The sequence below is a fragment of the Flavobacterium sp. genome (assembly GCF_044341265.1).
Taxonomy (GTDB): Bacteria; Bacteroidota; Bacteroidia; order Flavobacteriales; family Flavobacteriaceae; genus Flavobacterium.
The window spans coordinates 31204-52012 of record NZ_JBIISA010000001.1; the positions used below are offsets into that span (position 1 = coordinate 31204).

Here is a 20809-nt window from a genome sequence, read left to right on the forward strand (position 1 = left end):
AATGAGAAAATCACTAATCATATTATCAAGCTTGTTTTTAACTATCACTATGCAAGCACAAGACAGATCACAGCCGAAACCAGGACCAGCTCCTACTATTAATATTAAAAAACCAGTTTCATTTGTTTTACCAAACGGATTGAAAGTTTTGGTTGTTGAAGATCATAAATTACCTAGAGTTTCATTCAACCTTTCTATCGACAATGCTCCTTATGCAGAAGGCGATAAAAAAGGTGTAGATGAATTAACAGGTTCATTAATTGGAAATGGTTCTAAAACCATCACCAAAGATGCTTTCAATGAAGAAGTAGATTTCTTAGGTGCTGATATTAATTTTAGTACAAATGGTGCATTCGCAAGCGGATTATCTAAATATTCAAAAAGAATTTTAGAATTAATGGCTGATGGTGCATTAAATCCAAACTTTACTCAAGAAGAATTCGATAAAGAAAAAGAAAAACTTATTGAGGGTTTAAAAACACAAGAAAAAAGTGTTCCTGCTGTTGCCGGAAGAGTTGAAAACGTATTGGTTTACGGAAAAAACAATCCAGCTGGAGAATATCTAACAGAGCAAACAATTAATAATGTTTCTTTATCAGATGTAAAAACTAATTATAGCACTTATTTTGTTCCTGAAAAGGCTTATTTAGTAGTTATTGGTGATGTTAAATTTAAAGACACTAAGAAATTAGTTGAAAAACTTTTTGGTTCTTGGGTTAAAGCTAAAGCGCCTCAAATTACTTACAACACTCCAAGTAACGTTCAATACACACAAATTAACTTTGTGGATATGCCAAATGCAGTTCAATCTGAAATTTCTTTAGTGAATACTGTAAATTTAAAATTATCTGACCCTGATTTCTTTCCAGTTATTGTTGCAAATCAAGTTCTAGGTGGAGATTTTAATAGTTATTTAAACATGAACTTACGTGAAGCTCATGGTTGGACTTATGGCGCTCGTTCAAGTGTAGGTTCAAGTAAATACATGGCTAGTAAATTTAAAGCTAACTCACAAGTGAGAAACGCTGTTACTGATAGTGCTGTTGTTGAATTCTTAAAAGAAATTAAAAGAATTAGAACAGAAAAAGTTTCAGAGCAAACATTAAATGATGTAAAAGCTGGATATGTTGGAAGATTTGTAATGCAAGTTGAAAAACCTCAAACAGTAGCTCGTTATGCATTAAACATTGAAACTGAAGGTTTGCCTGCAGATTTTTATGAAAACTATATCAAAAACATTCAAGCGGTAACTGCTGACGATGTTACAAGAGTTATGAATAAATATGTTCTTGAAGATAATTTAAGAATTATTGTTACAGGTAAAGGTTCAGAGGTTATTCCTGGTTTAGAACGATTGAAAATACCGATGTTCTATTTTGATAAATTTGGAAATCCAACTGAGAAACCAGCTATGAAAAAGCCTACTCCTGCTGGAGTTACTGTGAAAACAGTTATGGATAATTATATCAAAGCTATTGGTGGAGATAAAGCTGTTGCTGCTGTGAAAACTATTTTCTTAACTGGTTCTTCAGAAATTGAAGGTGCACCAGCGCCATTATCTTATGTTGTGAAAAAAGACGTAAAAGGAAAAACATTATCTAAACTAGAATTAGTTGGAATGATGGAACTTTCTAAGCAAGTTATTGGTGATACAAGCGGATATAATTCTTCTCAAGGTCAAAAGAAAGATTTAACTCCAGAAGAATTTGCTGAGAAAAAACCTTTAGCAACAACATTCGAAGAATTAGCATTAGCTAAAAAAGCTGACGTTGTTGTAGACGGAATAGAATCAATAAATGGAGTTGATGCTTATGCTGTCAAAAATGGTAAAACAACTATTTACTATGATGTAAAAACAGGTTTAAAACTTTTATCATCAACAACATCTGAAAGAAATGGTCAAAAAATGACTTCTACAATTACTTTCAATGACTATAAAGATGTTAAAGGAATTAAAGTACCTCACAATATCATCATGTCTCAAGGTAGAGATATAGACATCAAAATTTCTGAAGTAAAAATCAACGAAGGTGTTACCGATGCTGATTTTCAATAATTAGATACAAATAATTTAATAGTAAAAGACCGTTTCAAATTAATGAAACGGTCTTTTTATTTTTAAAAGCTATAATCTACTTCTTACTCGACAAATAAACTCCAATCAAAATAATAAAAGCTCCAATAAATTGTATTGGTGTAAGCATTTCATTGTCTAATAATCCCCAAAAGAAAGCCACAACCGGAATTAAATAAGTTACTGAAGTAGCAAAAACTGGAGATGACATTTGAATCAATTTAAAGAAAATAATATTCGCAATTCCAGTTCCAACCACGCCAAGAATAATGATGTAAATCATCGAATTTTGAACTTCTGCATTTTCTACAATAGATAAAAAGTCGGTTGAGAATAATACAATCAAAGCTGGAACTAACATCACTAAAAAGTTTCCTGTAGAAATACTTAAGGGTTTAACATCGGATAAATGTTTCTTTAACAAATTCACATTCGTTGCATAACAAATAGAAGCGATAAGAACCAAAACAGTGTACCAATAATTCTGATTAGGATGATTCATTGCTCCATTTACAATCAACAAAAGCGTTCCAATTAAACCAATGATTACTCCAAAAACTTGTGTTCGTTTGAAGCTTAAACCAAATGCTAATCCACCAATAATTAAAGTGTTTAGAGGTGTTAATGAATTCAATATAGAACTCACCGAACTACTAATCTGCGTTTGAGCAATTGCAAAAAGAAATGCAGGAATAAATGTCCCAAACAAAGAAGTTAATGCAATATACTTCCACTGATGTTGTTTTATTTCTGTAATGCTTTTAAATCCAATTATGATTAGGAATATAGCAGAGAAAATAATTCGTAACGAACCCAATTGCATCGGCGATAAACCAACCAATCCTTTCTTGATTAAGATAAAGGAACTTCCCCAAATCAAGGCAAGAACAGTTAAAAACAACCATTTCAATGTATTTGTTTGCATAGCATTTTTTTAGCACCACAAAATTGACATAATTTTATGAATTGTCGCATAAAAAAAGTTGTAATTTTGTAAAACTAATAAGAATCAAAAATTTAAAAACATATATACAATGAGAATTTCAAAAGGAATCGTTGGTTTAGCATTGGCATCAGTGCTTTTTGTAGGATGTAAAAATTCAGACAGCAAACCAACAGAAGTTAAAGAAGAAGCTACAGCAAAAAAGGAAATTGCTACAGCAACAAAACCTGAAACTGCAACATTTCATATTGAAGGAATGACTTGCGCAGTTGGATGTGCTAAAACAATCGAAGAAAAACTAGCCGAAATGGAAGGTGTTCAAAACGCAAAAGTAGATTTTGAAACAAAAACGGCTACTGTAAATTTTGATTTAGACAAATTAAAATCAGAAGATTTAGTAAAAGCAGCAGAATCTTGCGCTGACGGAAAAACGTATAAAGTTTCTGATGTAAAACTTGGGAATAAAGCTTAAATTTAAATTGCATTATCACAAAAAAAACCGCTACAATTAAAGTTGTAGCGGTTTTTTAATGCTGAATTAATAATTATTTTGGCATAACTACGCTATCAATAGCGTGAATAACACCATTTGAAGCTGCAACATCAGCAATAACAACTGTTGAAGTTTTACCATTTGCATCTGTTAAAGTAACTTTACCATCTTTTAAACCTAAATCAATTTTTCCGCCTTGTACTGTTGTAACTGTAAATTTCCCTTTTCCTTTAGTTATAGCTTCTGTAACCGCAGCAGCATCAAATTTTCCTGCAACCACATGATACGTCAACAAACCTTTTAATTTTTCTAAATTCTCTGGTTTCAATAAACCATCAACAGTTCCTGCAGGTAATTTATCAAAAGCGGCATTTGTTGGAGCAAATACTGTAAAAGGACCTTCACTACTTAAAGTTTCTACAAGACCTGCAGCTTTAACAGCAGCAACCAATGTTGAAAAATCAGGATTTCCTGAAGCCACATCTACAATTGTTGAAGCAGTTTCAACTTTAGTTGTGTCAGCTACAACTTCAGTTGTGTCTGTTGCAACATCAGTAGTTTCTCCTTCTTTTTTCTTACCATCACACGAAATAAAAATCGCAGCAATTACTACGATTGTACTAATTTTTTTTACTAAGTTCATTTTTGTTTTTTTTATGTTAGTTGTAAAGATAAGTTAATCTTTTTTTGTTCAACCTTTTTAACAATATATTAAACAAAGTTTAATATAGAAAACAAACTGAAAACCAAACAATTAAAAAATCACTTCCACTTTAACGATTCCATCAAATTTTGCATATCGTTTTTGATGTAATCTGCAGCTGGCATTATCGAATCGTAATTAGGTTTGGCATAGAAATAAACAGAACCTGTCAAGAAATGTTTTGTACTATCGGTTAGGTAAAATTGTGAGTTAGTTGCAGCATTTCCTCCAACGCGATAAAACATTCCATATACTTTCTTTTCGGTATTTATAAAAGGTTGTTCCAAGATGTCGTCGGCTTTAATAACATGTTCGTAAGTTAGTTTTTGAGCATCACGCAGCAGTTTGTCAATGTTACCATTTACAGATTTATAAGTTAAATAAATCGTTGCTTTCATCTTCGGATAAGTTATCGTGAAACCACAATCAGTTTTTTCTTTTATCACAGCTTCCGAATTGATATTGAACGTAAACGGACAATGATTTTCAAAAGCAGCATATTCTGCCACAGGATAATCTAATCGCAATTGGCTTGAGGGTTTTGGCAAAACATCGTCTTTACAACTTGTAAATAATATTCCTGTAAAAACCAATGTTAATCCTACTATATAATGAAATGGTTTACGCATCAATGGTAACTTTTATTTGTTTAACTCTTTTTTTATCAACTACTTCTATGGTAAATAAGCAGTTTTCAAAATGTATTTTTTGTCCTTTTTTTGGAAAATTCCCTAATATTTCTAAAATAAATCCGGCTAAAGTTTCAGCTTCTCCTTTTCTTATTTCAAATAAACTTTCATCAACATCAATAATTCTGTAGAAATCTTTAAGGTTAATTTTGCCTTCAAATAGATAATTTCTATCATCAATTTGAGAAAAATTAATATTCTCATCGTCAAATTCGTCGCTGATATCACCTACAATTTCCTCGATAACATCTTCTAAAGATACAATTCCTGACGTTCCACCATATTCATCAACCACAATGGCCAAATGACTTTTCATGCCTTGAAAATCTTTCAATAAATCATCAAGTTTTTTATTCTCAGGAACAAAAAACGGCTCACGAAGTAATGTTTTCCAATCAAATTCTTTCTTATTAATGTGAGGAATCAAATCCTTAATAAACAAAACGCCTTCTATGTGGTCAATATTGTCTCTATAAACTGGAATTCGCGAATATCCTTTTTCAACAATCTTTGGAAATATTTCTGCAAACGTTTCTTCAATGTCTAAAGCAAATAAATCAATCCTCGGACTCATGACTTGTTTAGTATCAGTATTTCCAAAGGAAACGATGCCTTCCAATAGTTTTTGTTCTTCTTGCGATGTGTCGTCTGTTGAAGTTAATTCTAAAGCTTGCGAAAGTTGATCAACCGAAAAATTGGTTTTTTGTTTGCCTAATTTCTCTTGAATAAAATTAGTAAAAGCTCTCATGGGCAAACTAATTGGCGAAAGCAATTTGTCTAATAGAGAAAGCGGATAAGCTATAAACGAAGCAAATTTTATATTATTTCTACTGGCATAAACTTTAGGCAAAACTTCTCCGAAAAGTAAAATTAGAAACGTGACTAAAACCACTTCAACAATAAATTTCAAAAGAGGTGAAGCAATAGTTGAAAAAACTTCATCTAATGAAAAGGAAAATAAAATTACAATGGAAATGTGAAGAAAATTATTAGCGACCAAAATAGTTGCCAACAGTTTTTTGGGTTTCGAAAGCATTTGATTGACAACAATTGCTTTTGAAGGATTTTTTTGTTCTAAATCGGAAATGTTTTTAGGTGTAAGCGAAAAAAGTGCTACTTCAGATGCAGCAACCATCGAACAACAAAAAAGCAAAATTATAATTCCAATGATGCCAAAAAGCATGTTGGTGTCAACGGTAGAAAATAATGTAAAACTGGGCTCTGGGTCCAAATTAAATTAAATTAGTTAAACATAATTAATAAGGCATATCATTTTCGATAGCCGAATTAGGTGCGTCAAAGTTACCGCTTTTAGGTTCAGATCCTGAAATTTGTTTGTTACCTTCAGTGTCTTTTTTCACATTCAAAAAGGTAAATTCTGTAACTTGAATTTCTGTAGTATATTTAGTAGAACCATCTTCTGCTTGCCATTGGCGCGATTTAATTCTACCTTCAACATATATTTTATCACCTTTCGTAAGGTATTTTTCACAAATTTCGGCAGCTTTATTTCTAACTACAAGATTGTGCCACTCCGTAGAAGTGATTTTTTCGTTGGTAGATTTATTGATATAAACTTCATTAGTCGCCAATGGAAAACGCCCAATGCAGTTTCCTCCTTCAAAATAATGCATCTTAATATCGTCACCTAAATGACCAATTAGCATAACTTTATTCAATGTTCCGTTCATAATTCAATAATTTGAGAAATTCAAAATTACAAATTAAATAGAATATTTCTCAATAAAATTATAAATTACTATCGGAAAAGGATAATTTCTTAAGGAATTCAAGCTAATTCCATTCATTAATTTATTTGAAACTTCAACTTTATAAAAATTAATATGCAGTTTTTGATGTGATAATTTGTGAATAATCTGATTCTCATTATAAATTGAAATAGCTTTAATTTCTAAATCTGAATAGTTTTCATGAACTAACTTAGACAAAACATCAAAATCCATTTCATTCTCGGTTTCAATTATCGGAAATTCATATAAGTTGTGCCAAATTCCTTTTTCAGTTCTTTTATTAATTAGAGTCGTCTCGGAATCATCTAAGAAAATCAAATAGTTAAAAAACTTATCGGTAACTTTAGTTTTCTTCAATTTCACAGGAAGTTCGGCAACTTTTTTCTTTTGTAAAGCAGCACAACTATCATTAAAGATACAAACGTCACAATTCGGATTTTTTGGAACGCATTGCAAAGCACCAAATTCCATAATCGCTTGATTAAACAGCGCAGGATTATCATTCGGAATCAACTCATTTGCCAAAGCAGTAAATTCTTTTCTAGCCGAACTTGATGCAATATCGGTTTCAACATCAAAATATCTTGCTAAAACCCTATAAACATTTCCATCAACTACTGGAACAACTTCGTTGAAGGCAAACGATGCTATTGCAGCAGCAGTATATTCACCAATTCCTTTCAGTTTTAATAAGTTATTATAATTGTTTGGGAAATTTCCGTTGAGGTCAAAAGCTATAATTTGTGCCGTTTTGTGCATATTTCTTGCTCTTGAATAGTATCCTAATCCTTGCCAAAGTTTTAAAACTTGCTCTTCATCGGCTTTCGCCAAATCAAAAACAGTAGGAAAATCTTCCATAAACGATAAGAAATAAGGCATTCCTTGTGCTACACGCGTTTGTTGTAACATAATTTCAGACAGCCAAATAGGATAAGGGTTGTTGGTGTTTCGCCATGGTAAATCGCGTTTATTTTGTAAATACCAATGCAATAATGAGTTAGAAAATTCCATATAAATTTTAAGATTAACAAAAGTATAACTTTATGTAATTAAATTTTAATCAATTATCCTTGAAATATTGTTTTTTTAATTCCTATATTTGCACTCTCAAAAAAAATACACATAATTATTAAATACGAAAGAAAATGACGAAAGCAGACATCGTAGCGAAAATTTCAGAAAAATTAGGACTTGAAAAAGGTGATGTTCAATCAACGGTTGAAGCATTAATGGAAGAAGTAAAAACTTCTTTAGAAAATGGAGATAACGTTTATTTAAGAGGTTTCGGTAGTTTTATCATCAAAACTAGAGCTGAAAAAACTGGTAGAAACATTTCAAAAAATACTACAATTAAAATTCCTGCTCACAATATTCCTGCATTCAAACCTGCAAAAGTATTTGTAGAAGGAGTAAAAACTAAAACTGAAGTAGCAGTTTAAAAACTTATTTATTAATCACAAAAAATCAACCTATGCCAAGCGGTAAAAAAAGAAAAAGACATAAGGTAGCGACGCACAAACGTAAAAAAAGAGCGAGAGCTAACCGACACAAAAAGAAAAAGTAGTTTTAAACTACTTTTTTCTTTTTAAACGTTCATTGAAAAGGAATTTTAGATTTCAAATTTTAGATATTAGATATAATGTTGCTGCATAAATCTAATATTTAATATCATCAATCTAATATCAATTCCACCGGGTAAAAACCTGTAAAAAATGTTTAATCCATCCTAACATTTCAGTTGCGAGTTGAAAGTTGAAAGTTGCGAGTTGAAAAACCCGAAACCCGAAACCCGAAACCCGAAACCAAAAAGTTTGGATAAAAATTTACAACATGAATAAAGAATTAATCATTCGCAAGGATGACAATGCTGTAGATTTTGCCTTATTAAAAGATGGAAAACTAATTGAATTACACAAAGAAGAAGAAAAAAAGAACAGTTTTGCTGTAGGTGATATCTTTATTGCCAAAATCAGGAAACCTGTTGCTGGATTAAATGCTGCTTTTGTAAATGTTGGCTACGAAAAAGATGCCTTTTTACATTATCACGATTTGGGTCCGCAATTAGCTTCTTATTTGAAATTCATTAAACTTGTAAGCGCAGGTAAAATAAAAGATTTCTCCCTAAAAAACTTTCAGTTTGAAAAAGAGATTGATAAAGATGGTGCCATTTCAGATATTCTGAGCGCCAATCAATCTGTTTTAGTGCAAGTGGTTAAGGAACCAATTTCTACCAAAGGTCCAAGAATTAGCTCTGAGCTTTCTTTTGCCGGTAGATATTTAGTTCTTGTCCCTTTTTCTGACCGAGTTTCTGTTTCACAAAAAATAGAAGACAAAGCCGAAAAAGACCGATTGAAAAAATTGGTACAAGCCGTCAAACCAAAAGGATTTGGTGTTATTGTGAGAACAGTAGCAGAAGGCAAAAAAACAGCCGAACTAGAAAAAGATTTGCAAAACCTAAACGATAGGTGGCTTGCAATGTGTAAGAAATTACCAACTGCTCATCATCCTTCTAAAGTGTTAGGAGAACTTAACAAAGTTTCTTCAATGCTTAGAGATATTTTCAACGATACTTTCACAGGTATTCAAGTAGATGATGAAGAGTTGTACCAAGAAACGAAGGACTATATAGCCGAAATAGCACCTTCAAAACAAAACATGGTGAAGCTTTATCAAAATAAAGATCTTCCTATTTTTGAGAAATATCATATAGAGCGTCAAATAAAAACCTCATTCGGACGAACAGTTTCCATGAGTAAAGGAGCTTATTTGATTATAGAACATACAGAAGCGCTTCACGTTATCGACGTAAACAGCGGAAACCGTTCTAACAAAGCAACGAATCAGGAAGATACTGCTCTAGAAGTGAACATGATTGCCGCAGCAGAAATTGCGCGTCAGTTAAGACTTCGCGACATGGGTGGAATTATTGTAGTCGATTTTATCGATATGCAAAATCCTGAAAACCGTCAAGTGCTATACAATTTCTTGAAAGAAGAAATGGAAGATGATAAAGCCAAACACAAGATCTTACCACCAAGTAAATTTGGATTAGTTCAAATTACCAGACAAAGAGTAAGACCAGAAGTAAATATTGAAACAAGGGAAGAAAATCCTAATAATTTGAGTAGCGATGTCGATGCGCCAATCCAAATTATAGACAAGATTACTTTTTCACTTGAAAAAATTATGAAAGACCACAAGAAAGTAAAACTTAATGTTCATCCTTTCGTGGCAGCATACCTTAAAAAAGGTTTTCCATCAATACGTTCAAAGTGGTTCTTTGAACATAAAAAATGGGTGAAAATCATACCTCGTGACGCTTACACGTACCTAGAATATCATTTTTTTGATAATCAAGGAAAAGAAATTAAATAAGAAAAACCGCCTTTCGTGAGATTGGCGGTTTTTTTTATGCTTTTTTTGAAGCTAATTCCAGCTATCCGTTGCAATCTTTTACTTTGTTGCCTTCGAGAGCCTCAGGCAACAAAGTAAAAGGATTTCCACTACTATCTGGGCTAGGGCTATTTCTTAAACAAGGATTTAATCTCTCACAAACTCCACTTTTCTATTAATCTCATTTCCAAATTCATCTACAACCGTGATGTAATGAAAACCAGTGTTGGCTTCAATTTGCATTTCGTGAAACGTTTGGGTTTCGCCTTTGTAAACGTTGTCAACATACCAAAAAAGTTTGGCTTCCTTGTTGGAATGTGCCACTTTTAAAATTACAGGTTGCACCTTACTTTGAAAGTTTTTGGTGAGGTATATTTTACTATTCGTTTTTGGATAGATAAAATCCATCGACGCTTGTTGCGTTTGCTGGCAATCGGCTCGAAATGGTGGCAAAGGCATATAATCTATGTGCTGACTTTTGTAATACCATTCCATAACTGGTGGCAAAACAAACCATTTTTTGGTGACGATATTATCTACATTTTCGCAACTGCTGTTTACTCGATATTGTAGTGAAGCATCCAAATGAACCAATTTATGATACGGGCAAATACTTGTTTTTTTACCGTTTTTAGGAATCAGCTGATTGGTTTTTGGACAATCATCTTGGGCTAAATGACCACTTTTGTTACAAACATCGGCATATTCTAAATCATTCAATGGCGGACTGAAAAAGGCTTTTCGTGGTAATAAATTAAAAACATCAAACAATATTGGAGCTGCACTATCAACTCCTGTCAATTGTGGTCGTCCTTCGCCAGAAGCATTGCCAACCCAAACGCCAACGACATATCTAGAATTGGTTCCAATTGCCCAAGCATCACGATTTCCAAAACTAGTTCCTGTTTTCCAGGCAATGTCTAAGGAGGAATCATAGAATCGCCAAGCTTCATCGCCTTCTGGACGATTAACTTCTTTCATGGCATTGTAAGTCAAGTAAATAGAACCTGCGCCAAGTATGGGTTTTTGATTGGTTTCATCTCCATATTCTTGCTCAAATCCGTTCACGTAATTCAGTTCGGCAAATTCTTTATTTCTATATTTTCCTTTTGTTTTATTGAAATAATTTACGGTTGAAGAAAGATTAGCATAGGTTCGACACAAATCCCAAAGATTACTTTCAGCGCCGCCAAGAATTAAAGATAATCCATAATGATCTGGACGTTTATTGATGTTTTTCAGTTGGAATTTTTGAAGTAATTCATAAAAATTATTAACGCCGTGATCTTGCAACATCAAAACTGCAGGAATATTCAGCGAACGCGACAAAGCTCGTTGTGCCGGAACTGCGCCATCAAAAGTCAGATTAAAATTCTGTGGTGCATAACCCGAAATTTGCGTTGGAATATCAGCAACTAAAGTATTAGGAAGAAGTTCGCCTGAATCTAACATCGACGCATAAAGTAAAGGTTTTAAAATACTTCCTGTGCTTCGTGGCGCCGAAATAATATCAACATCTTTGTCGTGATCTTTGTCTGTTGGAGCATTTCCAACATAACTAATAACGTTACGATTTTGAATATCAATGACCATTATCGCCAAGTTGTGAACTTCGTTTTGCTTGTATTGATTGTAATAATAAGCAGCAATTTGATTCACACGATTTTGCAACGAAATATCGACTGTAGTTTTGATGCGTTTTCCTTCGTCTGATTTTGCAATTCGTTGTAATAAATGAGGTGCAATCTGCGGAACATTATATGGTTTTTGAGGCAATGGTTCTTCGATTGATAATTGATACGTCATTTTATCAATGATATTTTCTTTATATAATTTTAATAAAAGTGAATTACGTTTTTTAAGTAATTTTTGTTGGTTTTTACCAGGATAAATTAAACTTGGAGCATTGGGTAAAACTGCCAAAGTAGCCGTTTCTGCCCAAGAAAGTTGATGCGATTGCACTCCAAAATAACGCCAAGAAGCCATTTCGAGTCCAACAACATTTCCGCCATAAGGTGCATGTGCCGAGTATAATTCTAAAATTTTTTCTTTAGAATGACGAAACTCCAATCGGGTTGCAAGAATGATTTCAACTACTTTTTCAAAGTAAGTACGTTTTTTATTTTTGCGAGACAAACGAATGACTTGTTGCGTCAAAGTACTTCCGCCACGAACTACTTTTCCTGCGCTTCGATTTTGTTGAATAGCTTTGACCATCGCCACTAGATTAAAACCCCAATGGTGATTGAAATGCTCATCTTCAAAATAAATAATACATTTCTTAAATTTATCAGGAATACTATCCTTTGAAGGAAAACGCCATTGTCCATCGCGAGCAATTTTGGCTGCTAATAATTCGCCATCGTTACTTTCGATTACTGTGGAATAAGGTTCTTCAAAAAGTGTTCGCGGCAAAGAAAAATAGTAAACCACAAGAAGAACAAATGCAATAGCAGATTTCTTTTTGTTTGCTTTAATGTATTTTAAAATGCGTTGAAGAAACGCTTGGAGTTTTTGTTTCATTTTTGTTTTAAACCACAAAAGGCACAAAAGATTTTAACTTTTCAGATTTAGAATTATAGAAGACACAAAGAAAGTTAGAAATTTCTTTTGCTTTCTTTGTGTCTTTTGTGTTTAAAAAATTACTTTACCACTTCAACCCATTGACCTTTAGTTCGGGCCAAGAATTCATTGTCATACATAGCTTCACATTGCAATCCTGGTAAATAATATTTACCTAAATACGATGCGTTTAATAAGATTTTGAAAGTTCTTGTTTCGCCACCACGAAGACTGAAATAGTAGTTCGCTCTATCATCACGAATGTCGATATAGTCTGCAACATTGGAAGTTGATTCTCCAAATTCAGTGTATCTTGTATTTGCAATTTCGAATCCTGAAGGTAGAATTTGCGAAAGCGCAATATTTTCTACTCTTTCATTTTTACGATTGGTTAGCGTAACTTCTGCAATAAATTCTGTTCCTTGAGCGATTTTGGTTACTGAAATTGCTTTTCCTTTTCGGTCTTTGAAAACCACATTGGCAGATAAATTGTTTTGAACAACATTTTCTTTTCCAACAGGAAGAATTCCACTATTTAAGACACGAACAAATATTGTATTATTCTTGTTGTTCTTAATCGTAACTGAATTAGTACCTGAAACTAAAGATAAATTTCGTTGAGCAACTGTTTTATTCGTATTAATTACAACTGATTTTCCGCCATTCGTATATTGAACAGATACGCCTTTGCTACCATTACTTTGTGCAAATTTTGACATAGCATACAATCCGTAAGCGGTTGTTTGTGTGCTCATCCATTGGTTGCTAGAAAGATTTTTTGCCAATTTGGTTGCCATTGCAAATGCTTTTTGTTTTTGACCTAACAACACTAAAGTTTCTAAAGCCATCGCACGATTTCTTTCGTTCGAACCATAATAATAGTAATAACCGTCTTCATTCTGTTCGTCAATCATTGATTTGCTCAATAAGGCCAATCCTGCCGAATTTTGTTTGATAATAGCATAAGTTGCAGCCAAACGCAATTTACTTTCGTTAGAAATTCCAACCGTTTCACGAAGTCTGTTCATCGAAGCTAAATCGGCTGAACCTGCAATAGCTAATGTGTAAAGACGATAGGCTTGAGCAAAATCATTGTGATATTGTTTTTCAAAACGCCATTGTTTCGCCATTTTCTTTTGATAGGAAATCCATTTATTTTTGAAAGAAATTGGTAAAACATAGCCTTTTTTCTCCGCTTCAATTAAGAAATGTCCTGCATAAGAAGTTCCCCAATCGTCTGCTTCGGCATTTCCTGGCCAATAAGCAAATCCACCATTCGCCACTTGGAAATTTCCTAATTTTTGGATTCCTGCTGTTAAATTTTTCTGAATTCTTTGTTTGTAAGTTGCGTCTAAATCCATTACATCATTCAAATACAATTGTGGGAAAACCGATGATGTAGTTTGTTCCACACAACCATGCGGATATTGAATCAAATAATCTAATCTTCGGCTAAAATCTACCGTTGGAACCGATGAAACTTCCATTTTAGATTTATTGCTTCCGGTTACTCCAAATAAATCCCAAGATATTTTTTTAGAACTATTTGGTTCAATAATAATATCAGTGTATGTTGTGGTTATTGGATTTGGATTCATCACATCAATTTCAACATCATAAGTAGATTTCTCTTTTCCTGATGTGGCGATGATTTGCACTTTTCCAATTCCTGTAATATTTCCAACACTTAAATTGAAATACGCCATTTTTTCGTCTGGCTCTGTGAATTTTACAATTTGACTTGCTTTTCCAAGAACTCTAACAGCATTATTTGTTTTAATTTGAAGTGTTACATTTTTAATATTTTTCTCTGTTGCAAAAAGTGTCACAGGAATCGTAACATTTTCTGAAGGAGAAATTTTTCGTGGCAACGAAGCCAAAACCATCAACGGACTTTTTACTTGTGTAGCTTTTTCAGCCATTCCGTATGCACTATTTTCTTTATTGGCAGCCACAACCATCGTACGAACCGAACCAATGTATTTTGGAAGTTTAATTTGATGCGTTTTAGAATCACCTTTTCCTAATTCAAAGGGTCCGAAATACATCACAACCGGTTTGAAACGATTCGCTTTTTTAGCTTTTCCGCCACCTAAATCGGCATCACCACCAATGGCGAAAACCTGATTTACTTTTCCGCCATAAGCACCAATTACATCGTCATAAATATCCCAAGTTCTAACGCCTAATGCTTCACGAGTGTAGAAATTATCCCAAGCATTTGGAGTTTTGAAACGAGTTAAATCCAACAAACCTTCATCAACAACAGCAATGGTATAAGTCATTGATTTTCCTTGTTTTTCAGATACTTTTACATTCACTGTTTGCTCAGGACGAAGTACATCTGGCATTGAAATTTGTGGTTCCAAAACCGTGTTTTTATCAACAACTTCAATCGGAACAATTCCGTACATTCTTATTGGCGAATCGTTTTTGGTAGATGCGTGCGGCTGTAAAAGCGTTACATTGATGTAAACATTTGGTGCCATTTCACCAGTAATTGGTAATTCGACAGAAGTTTCACCTTTTTTGGTTTTTGCCCAAAGCGTTTTCACCACTTTAGTTCCGTTTTCTACAGAAATTAATGCTCTTCCGCCTTCACTTGATGGGAAGAATATTTTAGCAGTTTCACCAACAGCATATTTCTCTTTATCGGTTGAAAAACGTAACATTGTCGCGGCTTTTCCATCTTCGTTTTTAGAACGAGCTGACCAATATGGAGAGTCAATATAAACTCTTGTTCCTGTGGCGTGACCATCATTTGGATCGGAAACACGAACTAAATAATTACCCCAATCGTTTTCTGGAACCACAAATGAAATACTTGCTTTTCCTGAATAATCAGTTGAAACTCTAAAGTTTTTGTAAGCAATTGTTGAAGTAGACGAACTATAATTCGACAAATTATCGTTAGAAGCATCCCACCACCAACGCGATTCTAATTTGTAAATACGAACATCCAAATTCTGAACTGATTTTGGTTTTCCGTTTTCGTTTACAGCTACAATATCAAATCGGTTGGCTTTTCCTGTTTCTAATAAACCATATTTGTTTGGTTCAGGAGCTTTTACACCAATATAAGTTTGATATGGTGAATACGTTGTAGAAGCGACATCAGTAGAAACATCTCCACCTTGTTCGTAAACTTTTGTTATGAATGCTGCTTTCAACATTCCTGGTGCTTGACCTTGCAATGTTGGTTTTATTGGAATGGATGCACGACCATTTCCATCAACTTTTCCTGAAAAAATGTTGATTTCTTCGGTTGAAAAACTTCTTGTTGGATCATCAAAAACATATTTGTCAAATCCTTTGAACGTTGTAACTTGTTGCGAGAATTTGGCTTGAACTTCGGTTTTTAAATCTTTTGCAACAGCACCGTGAAGCCAAAGTACTTGAATGTTATTGACATTGTTTTTGCTTGTAGAAAGCACAGCATCATTGAAACTATTTTTGATTTTTAAACGATTAGGTTTAATGGTTTCAATTTTCAAACTTTTGTAAAAACGAGCACCGCCAACACTTACAACAGCTTCCCAATTTCCTGTAGGCGCACTTGATTGCGTTGGAACAATGAATTTATAATGACTTAAAGCCGTTCCTTTTTGAACTGATTGATACACTGTTTTTCCACTTGGATCGTTTACTCTAATTTTTATCGGATGATTTTCTGGTAATTTATTGGCGTTATCGTTTAAAATAAACGACAAATACAACGTATCGCCTGGACGCCAAACACCACGTTCTCCATATAAATAGCCTTTCAAACCTTTTTGCAAAGTTTCGCCTGAAACATCAAAATCACTTACAGATAAAGACAATTCGTCGTCCAATTTAACGTAAGTACTTTGGTCGCCTTTGGTTACAATTGCGAAATAGGCAATTTTTTCTAATTGGAACGATGCCATTCCATCACCATCCGTACTTGAATCGGCAATTTTTTGTTGTTGGTAATTGTATAATGTTACAGTTGCACCAGAAATTGGATCAGTAGAAACGATATCACTAACTGCAATTGTCACTGATTTATCTGTTCCACGTTTAGCAATTACACCTAAATCGGTTGCTAAAATATTGGTTCCAATGGTTGTGTTGTTGTAATAATAATAGTCGGTGCAAGGATCAAGACTTTCTCTATAATCATAATCTTCTTCGTAGTAGTAATAGTCGTAATTGTTGCCACTATAATTTACGTCGTCCTCGTTTTCTTCTTCAGAATCTTGATTTTCTTCTTCGTTATTTGACGTTTCATTTCCGCATTTGTAAAGCGAATATTTCTTTTTGAATGAAAATTCTACACGATAAATCGCACCAGGTTCTGGAGTTAAAATTTTAGAAATATCTAAAGCATAGGTATTCCATTTGGTATAATCTAAAAGATTATTTTGTTTTAATTCGATGGTTTTTTTGGCGACTGATTGTCCTACTTGTTTCAGATTTCGTGTTCCATTTATTTCGTTATTTTGCAAGAATTGCATGATGTTGTTTTTGTAAATTTTATACACTTTTACATCAACAGCATTCAAATTGGCCGCTTGAAAATTGATTTTTAAATTGTTTGAACTTGGTAAAATAGTTCCGCTTTTTAATAATCGAACGGCTGGTTTTATTTGTTCAAATTGTAATTTTTCGGAATAATTTTGCTTCATTTTGTAGCCGTATTCGCTTTCAATTCCTTGAAAAACTTCGACTAATTTTGTTCCGGCAAATGATTGAACATTAGATTCTTCTTCTACAGCTTCAACTACTGGTACAACATAAGCTACAGCCGAATCAACTGCAACAGCAGCAGTGTCAACAGCAACAGCGACCGAATCAACAGCAGCAGTTACACTTTCTGTGATAGTTTCAGTTGAATTTCCTTTATCTACTTCAGAATTTTTGGCCTCATTGCTGAAAAACACTTTCAAAACGTTGCCCATTGTGGCAAATTTCAAATTGTTAGTGTTTTCAATTGCGATTAATCCTTTAAAATCTTGATCTCTTTTTAATGGATCGGAGAAGTTTATCAATAAAGATTGGTTGTTTTCGTCACCAATTTTAATATCTAAAACTTTGAATTGATTTTTCCCTGGAATTGGATATTTTACTTCACCTTCTTGCTCAATATCTGCATCATCTCCATCCCAAGCAATGGTTATTTCGCTGTCATCATCGAAGCGTTTTATTTTATCAATAGTGAATTTGAATTCCGTTGAAGTACTTGTTGCTTTATCAAAAATTATTTTTAAATCATCACCATTTTGAGTTGATTTCAACAATTTTTGAGCATCTTCAAAAGATAAATTATCAGCGGTTTTAATAGTTCCGTTTAAATAATAAGTGTCTCTATCATAGGATTGTAAGTCTAAAGTATTGACAATGAAATCTTGCTTGATGGTTTTTATTGAAAAATTAAAATTCTCCAATTCTTTTGGCGTCTTATCATTGATTTGCGAAAGATGAAGCGTAATTTGATACAAAGTATTTTGTTCCAATTTGTCTTTCGGAATAAAGGCAATGGTATTATTAGAAAGTGCTACTACTTTTCCTGAAACACTTGGAGAAATGTCGAACAAATCTTCGTCTAATTCTTGGTTGGGTTTCCAATCACTTTTATTAAAAGCTAATTGCACGCGAATATCGGAACTGACCGATACAAAACCAGAAGAAAAACTCGATATATAATCCTTGTATAAAGTGAAGTCGGAATCAAAATCGGCAGCCGATTTTTTAGAACAAGAATGCAATACAAAGATTGCAAGAAACAAACCGATTAACTTGCTGGTTTTCATAAAAGTAATGGAATTATTGGTTAGAACTTTTTGTCTTGAAAAAATGCTTTTTTCACACTTTCAATTAATGCTATAACAGAAATAAATTTTAATTATTGTAGTAAAAGTAAAATAAATTTTTGGACTATTTTTCTTGTAAAAAAAGTAATTTTTCTACTTTCTTTTTTCGGCAAAAAAACGTTTCATCAAGTCGCCACATTCTTGAGCCAAAACTCCTTGATTTACTTGAGTTTTTGGATGTAATTTTGTTCCTAAAGTTTGAAATCCGCGTTGTTCATCGCGAGCGCCAAAAACAATTTTAGAAATCTGACTCCAATACAAAGCACCGGCACACATTTGACACGGTTCGAGTGTAACATATAAAGTACAATCTTTTAAGTATTTTCCGCCAAGGAAATTGGCAGCAGCAGTTATCGATTGCATTTCGGCGTGAGCCGTGACATCGTTTAGTAATTCGGTGAGATTATGACTTCGAGCAATGACTTTGTTGTCAATTACAATTATGGCACCAACAGGAATTTCACCTTTTTCAAAAGCAGTTTCGGCTTCTTGCAAAGCTTTTTTCATGAAGTATTCGTCGGTGAAAATGTTTTCCATAGAACAAAAATAGGAATTCAATTCGTACATTTGCTACATGTCAGAAAATTTACTTCAAAACATTAATAATCCATCCGATTTAAAAAAATTGGAACCACCGCAATTGCCTCAATTGGCTAGAGAATTGCGTGATTTTATTATTGATGTGGTTTCAGTAAAAGAAGGTCATCTTGGCGCAAGTCTTGGTGTGATTGAATTGACAATTGCTTTGCATTATGTTTTTGACACGCCAAATGATTTGCTAGTTTGGGATGTTGGTCATCAAGCTTATGGACATAAAATTCTAACGGAAAGAAAAGGTATTTTTCATACCAATCGTCAACTTGGTGGCATTTCTGGATTTCCAAAACGTAGCGAAAGTGTTTATGATACTTTTGGTGTTGGACATTCCTCAACATCGATTTCTGCGGCTTTGGGAATGGCGATTGCTTCTCAATTGAAAGGTGAAAATAAACATCATATTGCTGTGATTGGTGACGCCTCAATTGCAAGCGGAATGGCTTTTGAAGGATTAAATCATGCTGGAGTTACTGATGCAAATTTGCTAGTAATTTTGAATGATAATGCTATTGGAATTGACCCAAGCGTTGGTGCTTTGAAAAACTATTTGACTTCGGTTAAAGAAGGAAAAAATCCGAAGCAGAATAATATGATTAAATCGTTGAATTTTGATTATTCTGGACCAATTGACGGACATGATTTTGAGGCTTTAATTTCGGAATTGGAACGATTGAAAAAAGTAAAAGGGCCAAAGTTTTTGCATATAATTACTACCAAAGGTAAAGGTTTGCAACAAGCCGAAGAAGATCAAGTGAAATATCATGCACCTGGAAAATTTGATAAAACTACTGGAGAAATTCATCCAAAATCGGAAGAACATTTGCCTCCAAAATTTCAAGATGTTTTTGGTTTAACTTTAGTTGAATTGGCTACAAATAATCCAAATATTATTGGAATTACACCTGCAATGCCAAGTGGAAGTTCATTAAAGTTCATGATGGATGCTTTTCCTGACAGAGCTTTTGACGTTGGAATTGCAGAACAACATGCTGTGACTCTTGCAGCCGGAATGGCAACGCAAGGAATGGTTGTTTTTTGTAATATCTATTCTACTTTTTTGCAACGCGCTTATGACCAAGTGATTCATGATGTGGCTTTGCAGAATTTACCTGTAATATTTTGTTTAGACAGAGCAGGATTAGTGGGTGAAGATGGCGCAACGCATCACGGAGTTTTTGATTTGGCATATTTGCGATGTATTCCGAATATGATTATTTATGCTCCAAAAGATGAAATTGATTTGCGAAACATATTGTATACTGCTTCATTAGGTCTAAATCATCCGATTGCTATTCGTTATCCGAGAGGAAGAGGGAAGTTTGCAGATTTCAGAAAGCAGATTTCAGATGATAAATTTCAGAACATTGAAATTGGGAAGGCACATTTGCTGAAAAGCGGAACTAAAATTGCAGTTTTATCAACAGGATTTATTGGGAATAATGTGGATTTGGCTTTAGATAAAGTTTCAAATTCTGATCAAATTGCTCACTATGATTTTGGATTTGTAAAACCATTGGACGAAAAGTTGTTGCATGAAATTTTCAATTCATTTGACATCATAATAACTATTGAAGATGGAGCAATCAAAGGTGGATTTGGTTCTGGAATTATCGAATTTGCATCTGAAAATAATTATAAAAACACCATAAAAACGATCGGAATTCCTGATGATTTTATCGAATATGGAACAGTGGAAGAGTTGCAACAAATTTGTAAAATTGACGTTAAAAGTTTAGAAAAGCTTTTTTCTACTATTTGATTTTACGATTT

The 20809-nt window shown here is 33.4% G+C and carries 14 protein-coding genes; 5 read left to right on the plus strand and 9 right to left on the minus strand.

The features are described 5' to 3' along the window. Position 1 precedes the first annotated feature (1 nt). Entirely contained in the window at positions 2-2056 is a 2055-nt protein-coding gene (locus ACIQ06_RS00190) for an insulinase family protein (RefSeq protein WP_396142770.1), read from the plus strand. A 76-nt stretch (positions 2057-2132) separates the two neighbouring features. On the opposite strand, the gene ACIQ06_RS00195 is transcribed toward ACIQ06_RS00190, so the two are convergent. After that, complete coding sequence (locus tag ACIQ06_RS00195; RefSeq protein ID WP_396142773.1) at positions 2133-2999, minus strand: DMT family transporter; 867 nt, start codon at positions 2997-2999, stop codon at positions 2133-2135. Between the two features lie 109 nt (positions 3000-3108). Here ACIQ06_RS00195 and ACIQ06_RS00200 point away from each other — a divergent pair, with 109 nt between their 5' ends. Further along, a complete protein-coding gene (locus tag ACIQ06_RS00200; RefSeq protein ID WP_396142776.1) occupies positions 3109-3489 on the plus strand; it encodes a heavy-metal-associated domain-containing protein in 381 nt (126 codons plus the stop codon). A gap of 73 nt (positions 3490-3562) precedes the next feature. On the opposite strand, the gene ACIQ06_RS00205 is transcribed toward ACIQ06_RS00200, so the two are convergent. From ACIQ06_RS00205 to mutY, 5 genes are all read right to left on the minus strand, one after another. Further along, on the minus strand, positions 3563-4153 hold the full coding sequence (locus ACIQ06_RS00205) for a fasciclin domain-containing protein (RefSeq protein WP_396142779.1): 591 nt from the start codon (positions 4151-4153) through the stop codon (positions 3563-3565). A gap of 119 nt (positions 4154-4272) precedes the next feature. Further along, entirely contained in the window at positions 4273-4842 is a 570-nt protein-coding gene (gene gldD / locus ACIQ06_RS00210) for a gliding motility lipoprotein GldD (RefSeq protein WP_396142782.1), read from the minus strand. Further along, complete coding sequence (locus ACIQ06_RS00215) at positions 4835-6133, minus strand: gliding motility-associated protein GldE (protein ID WP_396142784.1); 1299 nt, start codon at positions 6131-6133, stop codon at positions 4835-4837. The genes gldD and ACIQ06_RS00215 overlap by 8 nt, the downstream gene beginning before the upstream one ends. Positions 6134-6158: 25 nt before the next feature. Then, positions 6159-6593 carry a single-stranded DNA-binding protein gene (locus ACIQ06_RS00220; protein WP_298304305.1) on the minus strand — a complete coding sequence of 145 codons (435 nt, stop codon included), beginning with the start codon at positions 6591-6593 and terminating at the stop codon, positions 6159-6161. A 33-nt stretch (positions 6594-6626) separates the two neighbouring features. Next, on the minus strand, positions 6627-7664 hold the full coding sequence (gene mutY, locus ACIQ06_RS00225) for an A/G-specific adenine glycosylase (protein ID WP_396142787.1): 1038 nt from the start codon (positions 7662-7664) through the stop codon (positions 6627-6629). Positions 7665-7798: 134 nt separating this feature from the next. Here mutY and ACIQ06_RS00230 point away from each other — a divergent pair, with 134 nt between their 5' ends. Together ACIQ06_RS00230 and ACIQ06_RS00235 are read left to right on the plus strand one after the other, a co-directional pair. Then, on the plus strand, positions 7799-8092 hold the full coding sequence (locus tag ACIQ06_RS00230; protein WP_035127849.1) for an HU family DNA-binding protein: 294 nt from the start codon (positions 7799-7801) through the stop codon (positions 8090-8092). Between the two features lie 391 nt (positions 8093-8483). Continuing rightward, positions 8484-10028, plus strand: coding sequence for a ribonuclease E/G (locus tag ACIQ06_RS00235; RefSeq protein ID WP_298118363.1), 1545 nt, complete (start codon positions 8484-8486; stop codon positions 10026-10028). A 165-nt stretch (positions 10029-10193) separates the two neighbouring features. Here ACIQ06_RS00235 and pbpC read toward each other — a convergent pair whose 3' ends face one another. The 3 genes from pbpC to ACIQ06_RS00250 form a co-directional block, all read right to left on the minus strand. Then, positions 10194-12569, minus strand: coding sequence for a penicillin-binding protein 1C (gene pbpC, locus ACIQ06_RS00240; RefSeq protein WP_396142792.1), 2376 nt, complete (start codon positions 12567-12569; stop codon positions 10194-10196). A gap of 119 nt (positions 12570-12688) precedes the next feature. Beyond that, a complete protein-coding gene (locus ACIQ06_RS00245; protein ID WP_396142795.1) occupies positions 12689-18382 on the minus strand; it encodes an alpha-2-macroglobulin family protein in 5694 nt (1897 codons plus the stop codon). Between the two features lie 153 nt (positions 18383-18535). Further along, positions 18536-18979: a nucleoside deaminase gene (locus ACIQ06_RS00250; RefSeq protein WP_290833905.1), complete on the minus strand. Its 444-nt coding sequence runs from the start codon at positions 18977-18979 to the stop codon at positions 18536-18538. A 37-nt stretch (positions 18980-19016) separates the two neighbouring features. On the opposite strand from ACIQ06_RS00250, the gene ACIQ06_RS00255 reads away from it, so the two are divergent. Next, complete coding sequence (locus tag ACIQ06_RS00255) at positions 19017-20798, plus strand: 1-deoxy-D-xylulose-5-phosphate synthase (protein ID WP_396142799.1); 1782 nt, start codon at positions 19017-19019, stop codon at positions 20796-20798. Positions 20799-20809 lie beyond the last annotated feature (11 nt).